This is a genomic window from Pseudarthrobacter sp. WHRI 8279, assembly GCF_040224115.2.
In the GTDB taxonomy this organism is placed as follows: Bacteria; Actinomycetota; Actinomycetes; order Actinomycetales; family Micrococcaceae; genus Arthrobacter.
Genome location: NZ_CP168164.1, coordinates 76232 through 92138, shown reverse-complemented (window position 1 = coordinate 92138; position 15907 = coordinate 76232). Strand labels below are relative to the sequence as shown.

Sequence of the window (15907 nt, the reverse complement as noted above, 5' to 3'; positions counted from 1 at the left end):
TCGGTTGTTCTTCCCTGGGCAACCAACCAACGTTCGTGGTGGCCTCCGGAGTGGGAAAGCCTCAGTAAGCCAAAAGAGCGAGGCTACCAATGCTGCGGCATCGGCGAGGAAGCACAGCGCCGGCCTGCTTAGCCCAAATGTATAAAGCGAAGCGACTCCGGAAAGAAGGCAGGAAGTGACCGGTCATGCAATGGACGCTCAACCATCCGGCGGTGGCCCGCAGTATTCCAATCACGGACGGGACAAACTGTCCCGGGACGAAACACGCACGCAGTTCCTAAGTGCGGCTCAGGAAGTGTTCGCAGATAGGGGCTATCACGGCGCCGGCATGAATGAAATTGCCCGGGCGGCCGGAGTAAGCAAGCCGGTACTCTACCAGCACTTTCCCTCCAAGCGGGAGCTCTACATAGAGCTGCTGGACATCAACCTCAGTACCTTGACCGATCTCCTGCTGCGAACCCTCAACTCCACGAAGGACAATAAGGAAAGGGTACAGGCAGCCATACATGCGTTCTACCGCTTCATCGACAGTGACAACCGGGCCCACCGCCTCGTCTTTGAATCCGGCCTCATAAACGACCCTGACGTAAATTCGCGCCTTGAGACATTCAACAACGCCTTTGCCGGTGCCATTGCCCGGGCCATCAACGAAGATACAAAACTACCGGTAGCAGAGGCAGAACTGCTGGCCAGAGGGCTGGCAGGCTTAACCCAGGTAAGCGCACGCTATTGGTTGGAGACCAACGGAAACCTGAACCTCAAGACGGCCAGCGGCCTCATCTACAGCTTGGCCTGGCAGGGAATTTCCGGCTTCCCCAAGGAAACCTGAACCGCTTCCCGGCGGGCGACCGCTAGTCCACGCTCCCATAGCTGCAGGCACCAGCCACTTCAGCAAGGGTGGCTCAACTAATGGGAGCCTTACCAAAAAGCTGCGGACGGCTTCATCGAACTGAACATTCGGGCTTCAGCACGGCAGGAGTGGCGCCGCTCCATGCCGGTGGCAGCAGGCTCCGGTCGGTGGTTGGCTGTTCGTCGGTTCAGGGTCCATGAGCTGCCCGGGTCTTTGTTCGACGCAGCTTGCGTATCGAGAGGACGGACGAGCAGCAACAGCAGCTGAACGATGCCGCCGCTATCAGCAGTGCCACCCAGTCACTACATAAGTAGTATGGAGTATGTTCACTCGTGCACGGATCCTGGATGCTGCCGTAGAGCTGCTTGGCACACAGGGCCTGAAGGCGCTCACACATATCAGGGTTGATGTGGCCGCAGGGGTTCCTAAAGGTTCGACATCGAACTATTTCCGCACTCGCGCCGCGCTCCTGACCGGTGTGGTTGAGTGGCTTGCGGACCAGGACCAGGACCTGGCTGTTCTGGTTCGGCGGCCAAGCCCGCCGGCTAATGTTGGCGCCTTTGTCGCTCTGCTGGCCCACTGCATTGAAGCCGCCACCACAGCATCCAGGCCCCGGACCGTTGCCCGGTATGTGCTCTTCCTCGAAGGTACGCACAACGAAGACGTCCGCCGCCCCCTGCTCCCCGGACGTGCGTACATCCGATCCTTCATCGAAACCTCGATGGAGAGCCTCGGAGCCCATGATCCTGCCGGGGCGGCGACTGCCATCACCGCAGTCGGCGAAGGAATGATTATTCAGCGGATGACTGTAGACCCGGATGCGGACGTGCGCGCACCCATTGATGCCGTCGTGCGCGCGTTTGTGCCGCGTCGGCACAACCGCGCGGACTGATAGGGCACTGCCGGAGACCATGGCCACCAACGCCGGCCCGCTGATAGGTGTGGCGATGGTCGGCGCCATATCGGCTGCCTTCCGACGTATCTTCAGATGGCCTTCAGCGTCAACGCCACCGATTCGGGGCTGCTGATGATTTCGATGATGGGAGCCCTGCTCGTCGCCTCGGTCGTATCGGGTCAACTGGTGCCCAAAACCGGACGGTACAACTGGATGCCGATCGCCTGCAGTAGTCAACACCCCGCGGGCACCAATCAAGGAGGCCATCAACTCCTCCTATAACGACGCCCTGGCACCCTTCTTCATTTGGATGGTTCCCCTGACGCTGATCGCCCGTACTACTGTGCTTTGTCACGGAGAAGCCGCTGGCCACCGCGGTGGAGCATGACGTGCTGTCAGAATCGATTTCCGAGGGCAACATCTTGATTACCGCCGACGATGCGAAGACGATGCCCCCGCCCAGGCGGCCAGCTCCGGTCGGTAAATCCAACTGCCACACCCTGCCCGCAGGTTTTGCACTCCGTGCAAAGCTGCGGGTAGGCTTTTTCCCATGAGTGCTTCTTCGGACACAGTGCGCTCCGAACCGCGATCCGCAACGCGATTGCGGGGAGACGGCAATGAATCTGGTCCGCGCCAAGGGCCCGGGCCGGTTTACCGTGGACGACATCGCCGCGGCCGGAGTATCACGGCCCTCAGCCCGTGAACTGGCCAGCACAAGCGCCTGACGCGATGTCTCCAGCCTGCCGAACGTGGCCCCCGACAACCGGCCCTCAATGAACCAGCTCAGGCCACCATCCGGGCCTCCCGAAAGGAAGCGAGAGCACCATGACATTGCAGGAGGCAACCGTTGCGGCCCTGGAAGAAAATATTGTTACCCTCCAGCGGGTTTTGCGGCGCCTGACCGTCGCCAGCATGAGGCCTGGCCGGCCGGGCGCGGCCCTGCAGACTGTAATGCGCATGATCGCCGAGTCAGGTGAATGCCGGGCCCGGGACCTTTGCACGGACCTCGGGGTCGGCGCCCCCGTGCTGAGCCGCCACATCGCCGACCTCGAAGAGCGCCGTCTCGCCGTCCGCCGCCCCGACCCCAAGGACGGACGCTCACAGCTGATCACGCTCACCCCGGCAGGATTCGCCGAGCTGCAAGAAGCCGGGGACAACCGGTCAGTGCTGCTACGAAGCGCCCTTGCCAGCTGGCCAGAAACCGAGGCACGGAACACCTCCGAAGTCCTCGGCCAGCTCTCCCGAACCCTGAACACCTACCTCCGCGAACACCCCGATCCCACGCCCCCTCCACAGAACCTATCTGGAAAATAGTTCCCGACCTATCTGGAAAATGGCTTCTCCCCGTCGGTCGGTAGTCCCTCCCGGCGAGAGGCGTCGATACACCACAATGAGCGGGCGATCCGTTCCCGGCCCAGGCGGTTCAACTCCGCGGGGTTTGTCCGTGGGCCGCCGCATAGGTAGCTATCACTTGACCCGGAGTGTCCCCGCTGCCCAGGAAGTCTTTCTTGAGCTTGTTCGTCAGTTGCACCAGTGCATCAGACGCGGGGTCAGGGTAAGACCGGTAGGCTGGGCTATGGCTTGCGGTGTGTCTTCCTGCTCAAAGCAGCAGGCACGCTCAGGCTGTGAGTGCAGCGAGTCGGCCATCACAGGCGAGGCTGTGTCACTGGCATGCCCTGCAGAAGCCGGCGCCGCGGAGGTCATAGCCATCGACCTCATTTGGTCCGTCTGCAGGCACATCACCGCTGCCGCCGACGTTGTGAAAGTCACCGTGCCAGCATCAGTGATCACAGCTGCCTCCGGAAATAGTTGCCAGGAGCGGGCAGGAGGTCCTGGTTACGGGCAGCCCATCCCCGATCCGGCCATTATCTCCTGCCCCCTGCCGAACCGTGAGTTTCCTATGCATCAAGGTGGAGTCCTGCCGGGCCATCAAGGCCTAATGGAGCAGCCATTTCATGGCCTCGGTTCTGGACGTGAAGAAGCGTGTCGGGCAGGGATAGTTTTGTGAGCCGCCAAGGGACCAAGTGGCGAGTACCTGGTCCACTGGGCTGGTGCCCAGCAAGGCGATGCGTGAAGCGGCGCATCGAATGGCGAAGACCGAGCGAGCCTGGCGGCTCAGGGACTCAGTGGCGGCCATGTTCACGAGCAGTGGGTATTTCGATTCTTGCGCAATGGTGTTTACGGCCGCCAAGGCGGCTCTGGCGTCGGCGGCGTCGATTTTGACTTTGGGCTTCCAGAGAAGATGAATGAGTTCGTTGTTCTCGAGCGCCACGGTGGCTTTGCCGCCCTCAACCACGATCGGTTCCATCTATTCATCCGCCCCAGGCTCGTCTTGACACGATCCTAATGGGACCGGAAACCGCAGGCCAGAAAGATCAGAGCTGGAAAAGGATGCCGACAACAAAGCTCTGGCACCCGCATATCGCCTCGGGGCGCAGTTTTGCTGACCGCCCCGAATTTTCTTCATAGCTCTTGGTAAGCCCCATGAACGCCTGAACCATGTTTCCGGCACGACCCGATATCACTGAGCCCCGAACTTCCCGAGACTGCCCTGCGGGGCCGGCCTGACCTGGCATTTGCTGGGTGCGGCGTCGATATTGTGGAGGTGAACAAGCGCACTGCATGGACAACGGCTGCCTTGTGTCGGCGCTTCGCTTCGCTTATTTCCTCCGCAAACCCCTAAACCAGCCGCAGGAGTCCGTGGACGACATCACTGAGATGCCTCCGGCTTCTAGGCGTAATTGTCCAGTGTCGCTGCCCATGTATAGATGGCTTCGATGACCGGACGCAGACTCTGCCCTTTTTCGGTGAGTACATACCTTGGAGCCGCCGCAGGCTCCCCGCAGCGCATCAGAAGTCCTTCGCATTCGAGCTGCTGAAGGCGCTCGGTGAGCATGCGGTCGGACAGGCCAGGGACGGCTGCGCGGATGCCGTTGAACCGTTCAGTTCCGCTCAGCAGGGCAAGGATGATCACGCCGTTCCAGCGGCGCCCCAGCAGCTCGATCGCGTGATGAAAGGACTCGCAGTACCGTCCGCTCGTTTCGTCCATTCCAGAATCCTGGGCCCTTTCCATAGCCACCGAATCGACTTACTATTAGTAATTACTAATAGTAAGGGCATCTCGAAGGAAATCACTATGGACGTCCTTGTCCTCATTGGTCGTATCCTATTCTCCGCCATATTTCTCACCTCTGGCTACGCACATCTTGCGCGGCGGCAGATGATGACCGCTTATGCCACTGGCAAGGGCGTTCCCTTGGCCCGACTGCTAGTGCCCGCCACGGGAGTGCAGATCATCCTAGGTGCGTTGATGATTCTCCTGGGCATCTGGCAGGACCTCGGCGCACTGCTTCTCGTAATATTCCTGGTGCCGACGGCCGTTCTGATGCATCCCTTCTGGAAAGAAAACGACGCTCAGATGCAAGCCGTCGAGCAAAGCCAGTTTATGAAGGATATGGCGCTGGCCGGCGCCGCGCTGGTGATGTTCGCGGTATTCGCCGGGCTCGGGGATGATCTCGGTCTGGTCGTCGCCGGGCCGTTGTTCAATTTCCACTGAGCGCCGCTCCCGTGAGGACAGGCAACCCCTCGGGGCCGCGACCAGGCATCGAACGCATGCGCCTGAGCCTTTGACCCTGAGTGGAGGTAAAGAGATGATCGCCAGGGACCCGAAGAGCTTCTTCACGCTTCCTGGGTAGTGCTCCCCTAAGAATGGGGCTAGTTGCCCCTAGCGGATTTGTCGGGCAAGCACCTATCTTAATCGCCTGATGAGGATCGGAATCAAGGGGCATCTCATCGAGGAAGCGGTGATCTCATTCATGACCTACATTGACCTCAGTGCTGAAAGCACCGCGGCAGGCGGTTCTCCCGGCCTTCGTGGATACCTTGCTACCCCCGCCGGTGCAGGCCCGTTTCCTGCTGTCCTGATGATCCACGAGATCTTTGGGCTGAACGACATGACCCGAGGGCACGCTGACAGGCTCGCGCGCGCCGGGTATCTCACCTTTGCGTTGGATTTGTTCGCCAGCGGAGGGGCTCGTCGGTGTCTTGCCGCGACGATACGAAGCATGGCCCGGGGGAGCGGCAGAGCCTTCACCGACATTGACGTTGCCAGGGCATGGATCGTTGCCTCGCCGCAGAGCAACGGCAGGACAGGTGTCATTGGATTTTGCATGGGAGGGGGCTTCGCGCTGTTGCTGGCCAATGACGGCTATGACGCAGCGTCCGTCAATTACGGCCAGCTGCCCAGGGATCTGGAGAGTGCTTTGCAAGATGCCTGCCCGATCGTTGCCAACTATGGGGCCGAAGACCGGATGCTGAAGGGTGCCGCGGCCAAACTGGAAAAGACACTGGACCGTCTCGGCGTCGAGCACGACGTGAAGGAGTTCCCCGGGGCCGGACATGCCTTCCTCAATGACCAGGATCTGGGCCCCGCATTCTTGAAGCCGCTGATGCGGGTCATGGGTATAGGGCCTAGCCCTGAGGCGGCGCCTGAAGGCTGGCAACGTATCGAAGAATTCTTTGGTCGGTACCTCAAGAACTAAGGCCAACCAGCGAATGGACCGAAGATTGCGGGGCTCTAGGTAGACGGCCCGTCGTTTTCCGAAGAACCGACCAGGCCATACCTTTTCAGCAGATGGGGAAGAGACTCAAAGTCCAGCTCTAATCCATATTTCTTGGCCACCAGGGCAACGTTCCCAAGGTCAGGTGCGCCATTCTGCAACAGGGATCCGATCTACTGAAAATAGTGCTCGAACCCGGCGGGGAAATGATCTCAAGCACCTGGGCAGGTTCGTAAAGTGTGCCCCTGCCCGCGCGGCTTCCGGACAGGGCCCCCGGTCCGGCATGCGATTACGACGGTGAACTCATCCTCTCGGCTGTGTCGATGCAGGGGCACCGCCTACTCACTGCCTCCCAAGCTGTTCCACAAGGGAGAAGCCACCGATCTAATGTCGCCTGAAGAAGTGTTCTAGCCGTCATGGCATGGCCGAGATGTACCACTGGGCATGCGTCTGTTCCCACGGGACCTGCCCGGTTGTCACCATGATCCATGGTGATGCTGCTTATCCCGCGTTAGCAACAGCCACACGCTAGCTGCCATCGCTTCTAAATTAGGCAGCCCTAGTCGAACGGCGGCACATCCTCTACGCTGCCTCGCCATCAGTCGTTTGGGCCTCAGCGTGGACTGCGCTCCCGACTGCAGAAGGAGGCCGGCGCCGGGCTTTGGTCAGAACAATCAACAAGGTCAGGATGGTGACCATCCAAGCAAGCCCTGTAAGGAACACCAGGCCGATCGCCACTAAGGGGTGCATACCTAAAGTCTAGGACTGCGCCCCATTCATTTTCGGACGCAACTCCACAAGGATCGGAACACGAAAAAGCTCCGGCCCGCTCGCTGAGCCTGAAGTGCAGCGATTCGCGAAAACACGCATGAGCAGTCTGAGACGAGTTCTCTCATCTACTTCTACTCGTCCCCTTCAAGAGCCGATAATAAATATTCCGTCAAGCTGCACATGTTTGAGAAGTCGCCGCCGGTGCCCCGCAGCGGCTACTCCAGGGGACTCGAGCGGCCGATGGTGGGGGTCAATTCTGGCTTTCCACGGCTGGAAAATGGGAGTCGTTGATGTAGCTCCCTGGTTTCTTCTCGTTATGGCGGTCAGGTGCGGCTAATCAGTTGAACTCGAAGGTGCGGTAGCTGCTGCGAACGTTGAAGCGTTTCCCTTCTTTGCGGCGCTGTACGTAGCTCACGATGGTGTCCACATCCTTTGGCCGCATTCCGAGCTCACGGCACTTGGTTTGCACTTGGTCGGCGGTGACGGCTTTCCACCGGTCCGGGCGGTTCATTATGTCGGCCTTGAGTTTGTCTTCTTCGTTCCATTTCATGCCGGATGAGTAGCCTGCCGCCATGCTTGCGACATGCTTCAGGATTGAGTCGATACCGTTGGGAAGTTCCTCGCTTACTTGGGAAGCTATCGAGTCCACGACGGGGTGGACGGTTCGATCGCAATATAGCTGTATGGACCTCGCGTCCTCGATCCACTTGGTGGTGTGGTCCTCGTTCCATTCGATGACGGCGATCGCGTCGGTGCCGCTTCCCCATAGCTCGTTAAGGTGTTCTCGGTCCGGCCATGCGTAGAGCACCCGAGCGCCGGCGAGTGATCCTGCGGAGAAGCCGCGCCATGTCATGTGGGTGACGTCGGGTCTTGCGACCAGCCGTTTCATGCTCTCGCCGGAGAAGTCTTTTCGTGGCGTAACCACGACTAAGGGTCCGCCCTCCTGGGCAAGTAGCCATCTGATCGCTCGAAGGTTTTGCGGCTCGCGCGACTGTTCCCCTTCGCTCAGGCGGGAGATAGCGACGCTGTTCGGGTACGGGGCAGATGGCATGTTGGTCTCCGGTTAGTAGCGAATGCGCTGACCGTAGCATCGGCCCCCGACAAGCTCTCCCGTCTACGCCTCCCCGCTGTCACCCTTAGAGCCGTGGTCCTCGGCGTCCTGCCTCGGGTCCGCCGGTTGCGGGGCCGGCCTGTTGTGCCCGCCGCTTGGCGTCCTCGGCTTCCTGAGCTTGTTGGGCTTGGTGGATCTTCTCGGCGGCGGTTGGCGTCTGGGGCAACGCCGCTTCGGTTTCTTGGCGTACCCGGGCCAGCCGGTCGCGCAGAGATTCTGCCGGCGCTGAGGGTTGGGTGTCTTTCTCAGCGTGCCGGCGTTCGGCGATGTCCTTCATGGCTTCAGTGACTGCTTCCGGGGTTTGTTCTGGCGTGGAGGTTTTGCTGGTGCCTCTGATGCGGCGTGCCATCGCGGCGATGCGTTCGGCTCGTTCCTGTTCCGGGGTCAGGGTGGTGTCCTGGGACCGTTCCTGGCGCAGCTGGTCCACTACCTGCTCGGCGGGTGTGGGTGCTTCGGCCACGGTAGCTTCCACGTTCGCGGCCTCTGCCATGAGTGCCGCGTCAGCGCCGGACAGGGGCTCCTTGGCGGTCTGGGCGGAGTATTTGTGCATGGCGGTGACGCGGGTCCTCAGTTCGGCGCCGGTGCCCTGCTGGGTGTACTGGTCCGGGATCACGGTGGTGTCGGATTCGAGGATCCGGTAGGTGTCGCGGAAGGTCTTGACCTCCACTGCCAGGTCCCGCCATTGCTGCTGCTTGGCGGTATCGGAGGGGACGGGGCCAAGGGCCGCCGCCCAGGCCGGCGGTTCGGCCGCGAGCTGGGACCCGAGACGGTTCACTTCCAGTGCCATGGCCTCGCGGCGTGCCTGCAGCTCGGTCCGCCACGGTGCCGGGGTGTCCTTGTGGGTGATGACGTCCGCAGGTGCCATCCATGGGGCAAGGCCGTCCGGGGCGGGTGTGGTGGCTACGGGTTCGGGGAGGCGTCGGCGGAGGTTTTGTTCGGCCTCGATGCGGCGGAGGATTTGTTCTGCTGCGCGGACGCGTGGGGCGTTTTCGTCGCGGGCATAGTTGGTGGTCGCGCCACGTTCGTATGCTTCATCTGCGCGGACGGGTTCTGGCATCAGTTCACGCAATGCCTTCTCCTTTTGCAGGGAACCGGCGAGCCAGTTGGCTTTCGCGGCAGCGGGGGAGTCGTTGACCGTTTCATCGGTCCGCAGTGTTTCTTTGGCCCGGCGGATCCGGGTATCGAGGTCATCGTCAGTGAGGTGTCCGTGGAGTCGGGACTGCCACGGGGTTTCCTTGTTTTCCTTTAACCAGTTGCGGCTTAGTTCCTGGCGGTCCGGGGTGGAGGCGGGGTTCGTAGCGGAGTCTGCGCGGGCGCGCATAAGGTCCCCGGTGGCGCGACGGGCGAGGCGTTCCAGTGCCTGATCGCTGACGGCTTCAAGCGGGCGGCGGGACGGGGCTTCGGCGCGGGCGCGCCAGTAGTCCAGTTTGTCCTCGACCCTCCAGGCCAGGACGGCCCCGGAGTCCTGGGATTCTTCGAAAGGTGTCCCGGTGGCGTCGGTGAGAAGGTTGGCGATATTGAAGCCTTCGGATTCCGCGTTGCGCAGATGGGTCGCGACAGCTCCCCAGGCGTCGGAGGCGATGAACGGTTCCGCGGTTCGTTCGCCCAGGATGCTCCGGGCGGTGTTGGCCATCCTCAGTTCGTTGGCCTGGTCGTCGATGTCTTTGTAGACGGTGACCATCTCCGGCAGGGACCGGGTCGCTGCCCGGGCGGCGTCGATCTGTTCGTGTGCGGTGAGGTTCCCGTGGTGGTTTCCTGCCACGGACCGCAGCACATCGGTGAGGGTTTCGCCGTCGGTGAGGACACCGTAAAGGTGGTTTGCTTCCCGGCCGCGGGACGCTGCGACGTAGGCGAGGGCGCGGGAGAGGCCTGAGCCGATCATCGCGTGGGTGGTATCGCACGTCATGCCCTGGGTGCGGTGGATCGTTGCTGCGTAGCCGAGCATCGCGTTGTCCCGCACGTAGTCGGCGGGCAGGGTGATGGTGCCGTTGTGGTTCTGGTGGCGGACGGTCATGGCACCGTCAGGGTGGACTTCCCGCACGGTCCATACGTCGTTGTTTTTCACGAAGTCTTTGCCGTAGTTCACGCTCAGGCGACGGTCGTTCTTCCGGGTTACGACGACGTCACCGGCGCGGGCGGTGAGCCCGTCACGGAGCGCAGCGGCCGGCCCGTCAGCCAGTGCGCCGGTACCGAGGCGGTAGGCCTGGGCGCGGGCGTTCAGGTCCGTGACAGTGGCATTGTCGAAGGCCATCATGACCGAGTGCTTCCCGGCTGCGGTGTCCTTTTCCCAGGCGGTGTAGACCTGTGAGGTCATCGTTTCGACGTCTCCGCCGACCACGCGGCGGTTTTGCCGGTAGAACTCCCAAGGGTCATCTTCGCCAACGGCCGGCGGTTCGCGGAGCGCCAGGGTCGCGGCGGCTTCTGCGGTGTTTGGGGTGCCGTCTTCGTTGCGGAACCGGTGGAGGTCTTCGAGGTACACGGCGCCAACGGTGTTCTTCAGGTAGCGCATCGCCCCGCCGGAGGCGACGGCGGAGAGCTGCTGGTCATCGCCCAGGGCGCGGACGAGAGCGCCGTGCTGCTCGGCGATGGTGACCGCGGACGCGAACAGTTCGGTGCCGACCATGCCGGCCTCATCGATGAACAGGACGTCCCCTGGATTCAACGGGATCCGGTTCGGGCTGTGGTTTCGGTGTCCGAGGACAAAGGAGTCGATGGTGGTCGCATTGGCTCCCAGTTCTTTGCCCATCACGGCGGCAGCGGCCGCCGTGGGTGCCAGGCCAATAACGTTTCCTCCAGCGGCGCGGATTGCGTCCGCGGAGAGTTTCAGCGCTGTGGTTTTACCCGCACCGGCAGGGCCAACACCGATGACCAACAGCTTGTCGCTGCATGCGAATTCGCTGGCCATGCGCAGCTGCCCGGCATCGAAAGTCTTCTCTTGGGACGCAGCGGCAGTTTCGAAAAATTCGGTGGTCGCTGCGGGGATGACAGTCCGCTGCGCGGCCGTCAGCAACCGGTCCTCACTGTGCAGAATACCGGAAGAGGTGTAGAGCGTGGAGTGGACTTTCCCGTATCGGCTGGCACCATTGCGAAGGCGCAGGGCTTCCGGGCCGGCGGCTGGAACGTCGGTGGTGATGCGGAGGGAGAACTGGTCAATGGCGCGGGCCTTGACCTGTTCAATGAGTTCTTTCGGGATGGTCAGTTCCGCGAACCTGGACCCGAGCTGGCGGCGCGTTTCGGCGTCGATGTGGTGCTCTCCCCACGTACCGCGGGACCGTTCCAGGGTCCGGATAACCTGCGCGGCTTCAACGGCCGGATCCACTTCATCAGCGTGGGCGACCAACGGTGTGTTGTTCCGGTCGGCAGCGTTCCTGGCGTCGTAGCGGTGCGCACGGGCAGCTTCCACGGCGGCCGGCCCGACGAGCACGCCAGGGACCTGGGCGAATTCCTGCTGCCATTGGGTGACCAGTTCCGAAAGGCGGCGGGCCGACTTCTTCGCCGGCCTCGTGGCCAGGGTTGCCTGCTGGGCCAGGGCGATCATTTGCTTCTGGTTGGGAGCATATCCGCGGTTCTCAGTGAACTCCTGGACGAGGTTATCCAGGACAGGCTTGATATCGCCGCTGCGTGAGGATCCGGCTTCAATGGCCGCGACGTTGACTCCGGCGATTTCGATGACGGGCCGGTCACCATTGACCTTGCGGGTGGTGACACCAACGCCCAGACGGGCACAGACCTTCTCCATTACCGTGCGGTTGTAGTGCTCGGACGCGGCAACCCCGTACTGGTAAAGGAGCCTGCCATCCAGGCTGGACCACTTCCCGTCAGCGCCCATAACCTTGTTCGCCACCACGATGTGATCGTGGAGCTGGGGGTCACCATTCCGGGAGTCATAGTGCCTGAAAGCGGTATAAACGAGTCCGCCTTCAACGTCTTCCTGCCGGACGCCGTTACGTCCCCGGCGGGTGAACGTCGCTTCCTTTTCCAGGAATTCCATCGTCTCTTCGATGGCTTCGTGGTGGGCCGCTTCGATCTGCTGGCGCGCTTCGTCCCCGCCAGTGGCCCACAAAATGGACACCGATTTAGCGGGCGCAAATACGAGGTCATAACCTGCCACAGCCTGCGCTGCTGGCTTGGTTTGAGCCGTAATGAACTTACCTAGTTCTTCCTTATCGGCCGGGTTACGCCCGTTGAGTTCGCGGAAGTACTGGGCACCTTCCTTGGTGCGGATCAATCGCCTGTTATCCGCATCAGGAGCGAAATGGTTCATGCGCGTGTAATCACCGATGCCACGGTCTATGCGTGACTGAAGCTCGTTATCCGTCTGGGAGAACCGCTTGTACCGCTGCCCCAGGGCAACTTTCGCAGTGGGGTCCTTCGCAAGAATCGCGCCCGCATCCGGATGCAGCCCTTCCCCGTAAAGGGCGCTCATCTGCGCCTCGCTGACCTCTCCTGAGACCTCCAGAAGGGCAGCTCCACCGCCACCCCACTGACCAGGAGGGTTCCCGTCCACGGTGTAGTAATCACCCAACGAACGGTTCCCTGCACGCAGCTCATCACCGGTAGCGACTTCACGCGTGTAGTACGTGTATCCGTCGCCGGCACTGAGCTTGTGCACGGTCATCATCGCCTCAGCATACCGGGAAAGGAACCTCACTTATCGATGATGCAAGAGGTGTGACGGATTCAGACGGATTTGCCTTTCGACAGCGGAGAAAGACAGAAGGCCAATCCATCTGTTTTTGGCCATCAAGACTTTGATGCGGTTCTGCACATGAGAATGGGCTGTGGGTAACACGCTTTTCGTTATCCACAGTGCGTTCGATTGTGTTGAACCGCATCGGACTGGTTGTCCCCAGGTGGGCAGCGGAGAGACTTACGCTCTCTCGGAGCTTTCCACGTGTGGGCAAACAGTCCAGGCCACAATCCGAGCGCAGCGAGGTCCGATCCTGTAGGTTTGTGCACAAGTGAATTTCCGTCAGGGGGCGCTTCAAGCAAAAGCAAAGAAGCACCCGGCGGCCACATCCGGACATGGACCAGACGCGGCGCTAGCCGTTAGGTCTGCTCCATGGATCAGTCCAAGGGGAGGGACCCGAAACATGGCAGCACCACGAAAGTCCGCAACGCAGGTAGCGGCCCGCGAGAAAGCACGGGCAAAAGCTCAGGAGCTGACCGCCAGGCATGAAAAGCTCATTGACCTCGCAGCGGAATTCTTTGAACAGCAGGAGGAGGCCGAACAGGTCCGTGCGGATGCACGGACCAAGGCGGAGGCAATTCTTGCCAGGGCTGAGGAAGAAGCCGCAGCAGCAACCGCCGGCGCCGCCGGCACTGTTGCCGCGATGGTCGCCGCAGGCGAACCGAAGGCATCCGTCGCTGCCCGGCTGGGCATCACCGGAGCCGAACTGAAAAAGCTTCTCGACCAGGCACCTGCTGCCTCCGGCCCGGCAGCAGCAGAAGAAAGCGATGCGGCATCTGGGGTACAAGAGGAAACCGCGGCTGAGGCCGCGTAGCTAGCCAAGGGAACTGTGGTTCGCCGGGACCACAGTTCCCTAACGGCTAAGACACTTAGAAGAGTGTTGGTGCATCCGGGTCAGCTCCCTGAAGGAGCGCCCGGATACGCTCCGCGCGTTCCCAGCCGTAAGCACGCACCTCATCACGAAGCGTCCGGGAGCGTTGAGCGAAAAGACCACGGGAAAGTCCGCGCCACCTGAACATGGATCCATTGGAGTCCCGGCCTTTGGCGAGCCGGTCGGCCATGTTCTCCCTGTTCGATCCCGGGTGCAGATGGGTGTCCTCACCGGTGGTTGCGCGGACACAGATCGGAACATCGCACCGGTGCATCAGATCCCCAAAGGCGTCCATTCCAATCCCGTACGCGAGATGGAACGCGTAGCGGTGAGGCCGCACAGCCTGCGTGCGGCCACCGGAGTTCAAGGTGTACCGCCCGTACCCGTCATCGGATACGGCGCCGGCCCACAACCAGCAGTCACCGGCCCGAGGCCCCTTAATGACTTTGGACCAGAAACGGTCCTCCGGCGGGCGCGTCATCGTCGCCTCACCAGGTGCGCCACCGCAGTTCGAGCTTGTTCGCTGCGAAGAAGAAGCCGGCCATAAACAGGAAGGCCGGAATCGCCTGGGCGAAGCCTTGGCTGATCCAGAAGACCAGGGCGCTGAGCAGTGCGACAACCCCGGCTGCCTTGCACAGGAAGATCAGGATTCCCTGCCCGGCCTGGACCGGGTGGGTCAAGGCGTAGATGATCCAGCCGGTGAGGGCCACCGCTGCAAACGCTGCGAGGAAGATGATGATGAACATGTCTGCTCCTAACGTTACCGGTTGGTCCACGGCAGTTTTTTCCTGCCCCCGTCTCTGCTGCGCTGTACCCAGGGCAGGGCCGGCGGCGGTTGCGTTGGGACGGCGGTCCGCCGGTGGTGACCACGCTGGGTGCTGCCACATGGTGAGGCGGACCGCCCGCGTTTTCAGCGGTTCCGGGCCCTGCCTCTCGATCGGTCGAGCTTTGGAGATATTTGCGGTTTTGGCCCGGTAGGCTGTGAGGGAAGAACCCCGGAGCCCAGATACTTGTCCTATCTGGGGTCCGGGGTTCTTCTATGCCCGGTGGATGTTACTTGCCGCTGTCGATGATGATCTTTTCAGTCTCCGATGCGGTGTAACCCCATATGACCAGCTGGTTCAGGTAGTCGCGGTGGGACTGGTGCGGGGACCGCCATGAGTCCTTGGCGATCGTCTTTTCGTACCCGGCGCAGATCAGGGCGATCAAAGAGAACTCGGGCCGGGTCGTGGTCTTGGCCACGTGCTCCCTGAGCGGGTTCCACGCCCACGTTTTCTCCCCTTCGATCTTGGCCCCTGCCATGTTCGCGGCTACCTCCCCGTCGTAACCGCTGGCGGTTTCGGGGTGGTGGGTGATGGCGTGGACGGTGAAGTACTGCCAGCCCTTGGGGGCCTGCTTCTTCGCCAGCAAAGCCGTGACCCATTCCCGCCGGACGGTCGTGGCTTCTCTGCACTTTGCAAATGCGACGTCAGCGGCGCCCCGCAACGAGCTGCATGACCAGTCGGGTGAAAGTCATGTGACATGACCGGCAGGAGGGTGTGAGGTAGCGTCGATGGCAGAATTCCGTACTTTGGGGGAACAGAAATGAAGAAGTTTAGAATCTCGTCGGCAATCGCACTTTTGGCAGTTCCGCTGCTGCTTACTGGCTGCTCTAGTGATGGGTACGGAATTGCGGCCCTGGACGCGCCAGCAGGACCGGATGACGTCCTCCCGGCCGGCACTGAGCTGCGCTTCCCACTACAGATCGATGAAGCTAGCCTGCGCTTGTTAGTCGAGGATGATGATAGGCAGTACTTCGGAGCCGAGAGCGCCGATGGCGCTCACTTCTGCGTGGCAGTGCGCTCTGTTGATCAGCAGTTTGGCAGTTACGCCGGTTGTGGAGATGCCAAGGCCAGTACTGCAAACAGAATCATCACTGTAGGTGGTCCTGACGGGAAGTCTACGACGCTAGTCCGGGACAATGCCGACACTGAACGGCTGGAGAACGAAGGCCTAAAGCGTATTCATCAAAACGTCTACATAGCCGGCTAGCAGGCCGTAGTAAACCGCAGTTAGGCAGCGGCTGACACGAGGGCTCTGTGCCTCAGAACGTCCTTCTTGAGAGCGTAGTAGAGCTTCCGTGCAACATAACGTTTGAGGCCGCGGATGATGTCCCCCGGC

At 61.5% G+C, this 15907-nt stretch carries 12 protein-coding genes and 1 pseudogene; 7 read left to right on the top strand and 6 right to left on the bottom strand.

The features are described from left to right. Window positions 1-190 precede the first annotated feature (190 nt). The 3 genes from ABRP28_RS21555 (at window position 191) to ABRP28_RS21545 (ending at window position 3059) form a co-directional block, all read left to right on the top strand. Complete coding sequence (locus ABRP28_RS21555) at window positions 191-829, top strand: TetR/AcrR family transcriptional regulator (protein WP_104443597.1); 639 nt, start codon at window positions 191-193, stop codon at window positions 827-829. A gap of 343 nt (window positions 830-1172) precedes the next feature. After that, the gene (locus ABRP28_RS21550; RefSeq protein WP_104443598.1) at window positions 1173-1742 is read left to right on the top strand and encodes a TetR/AcrR family transcriptional regulator; all 570 of its coding nucleotides are present in this window, start codon (window positions 1173-1175) and stop codon (window positions 1740-1742) included. Between the two features lie 828 nt (window positions 1743-2570). Beyond that, complete coding sequence (locus ABRP28_RS21545) at window positions 2571-3059, top strand: MarR family winged helix-turn-helix transcriptional regulator (protein ID WP_104443599.1); 489 nt, start codon at window positions 2571-2573, stop codon at window positions 3057-3059. A 622-nt stretch (window positions 3060-3681) separates the two neighbouring features. Here ABRP28_RS21545 and ABRP28_RS21540 read toward each other — a convergent pair. Beyond that, entirely contained in the window at window positions 3682-4053 is a 372-nt protein-coding gene (locus tag ABRP28_RS21540) for an STAS/SEC14 domain-containing protein (RefSeq protein WP_104443601.1), read from the bottom strand. 423 nt (window positions 4054-4476) lie between these two features. After that, the gene (locus tag ABRP28_RS21535) at window positions 4477-4794 is read right to left on the bottom strand and encodes a helix-turn-helix domain-containing protein (RefSeq protein ID WP_104443602.1); all 318 of its coding nucleotides are present in this window, start codon (window positions 4792-4794) and stop codon (window positions 4477-4479) included. 87 nt (window positions 4795-4881) lie between these two features. On the opposite strand from ABRP28_RS21535, the gene ABRP28_RS21530 reads away from it, so the two are divergent. Beyond that, the gene (locus ABRP28_RS21530) at window positions 4882-5301 is read left to right on the top strand and encodes a DoxX family protein (RefSeq protein ID WP_059279687.1); all 420 of its coding nucleotides are present in this window, start codon (window positions 4882-4884) and stop codon (window positions 5299-5301) included. Between the two features lie 259 nt (window positions 5302-5560). Next, window positions 5561-6286 (top strand): dienelactone hydrolase family protein, encoded by a 726-nt coding sequence (locus ABRP28_RS21525; RefSeq protein ID WP_104443622.1) that lies wholly within the window; start codon window positions 5561-5563, stop codon window positions 6284-6286. Between the two features lie 1126 nt (window positions 6287-7412). On the opposite strand, the gene ABRP28_RS21520 is transcribed toward ABRP28_RS21525, so the two are convergent. Beyond that, the gene (locus ABRP28_RS21520; protein ID WP_104443603.1) at window positions 7413-8126 is read right to left on the bottom strand and encodes a hypothetical protein; all 714 of its coding nucleotides are present in this window, start codon (window positions 8124-8126) and stop codon (window positions 7413-7415) included. A gap of 85 nt (window positions 8127-8211) precedes the next feature. Further along, entirely contained in the window at window positions 8212-12837 is a 4626-nt protein-coding gene (gene mobF, locus ABRP28_RS21515; RefSeq protein ID WP_350004775.1) for a MobF family relaxase, read from the bottom strand. A gap of 442 nt (window positions 12838-13279) precedes the next feature. Here mobF and ABRP28_RS21510 point away from each other — a divergent pair, with 442 nt between their 5' ends. Further along, complete coding sequence (locus tag ABRP28_RS21510) at window positions 13280-13690, top strand: hypothetical protein (RefSeq protein ID WP_104443605.1); 411 nt, start codon at window positions 13280-13282, stop codon at window positions 13688-13690. Between the two features lie 545 nt (window positions 13691-14235). Here ABRP28_RS21510 and ABRP28_RS21505 read toward each other — a convergent pair. Both ABRP28_RS21505 and ABRP28_RS21500 read right to left on the bottom strand, forming a co-directional pair. Further along, window positions 14236-14493, bottom strand: a complete 258-nt coding sequence (locus tag ABRP28_RS21505) for a chemotaxis protein (RefSeq protein ID WP_104443607.1) — start codon at window positions 14491-14493, stop codon at window positions 14236-14238. A gap of 307 nt (window positions 14494-14800) precedes the next feature. Beyond that, window positions 14801-15190, bottom strand: a pseudogene (locus ABRP28_RS21500) (chromosome partitioning protein ParB); the annotation flags it as partial. Window positions 15191-15331: 141 nt separating this feature from the next. Between ABRP28_RS21500 and ABRP28_RS21495 the strand changes: the two are divergent. Next, a complete protein-coding gene (locus tag ABRP28_RS21495; protein WP_104443608.1) occupies window positions 15332-15778 on the top strand; it encodes a hypothetical protein in 447 nt (148 codons plus the stop codon). Window positions 15779-15907 lie beyond the last annotated feature (129 nt).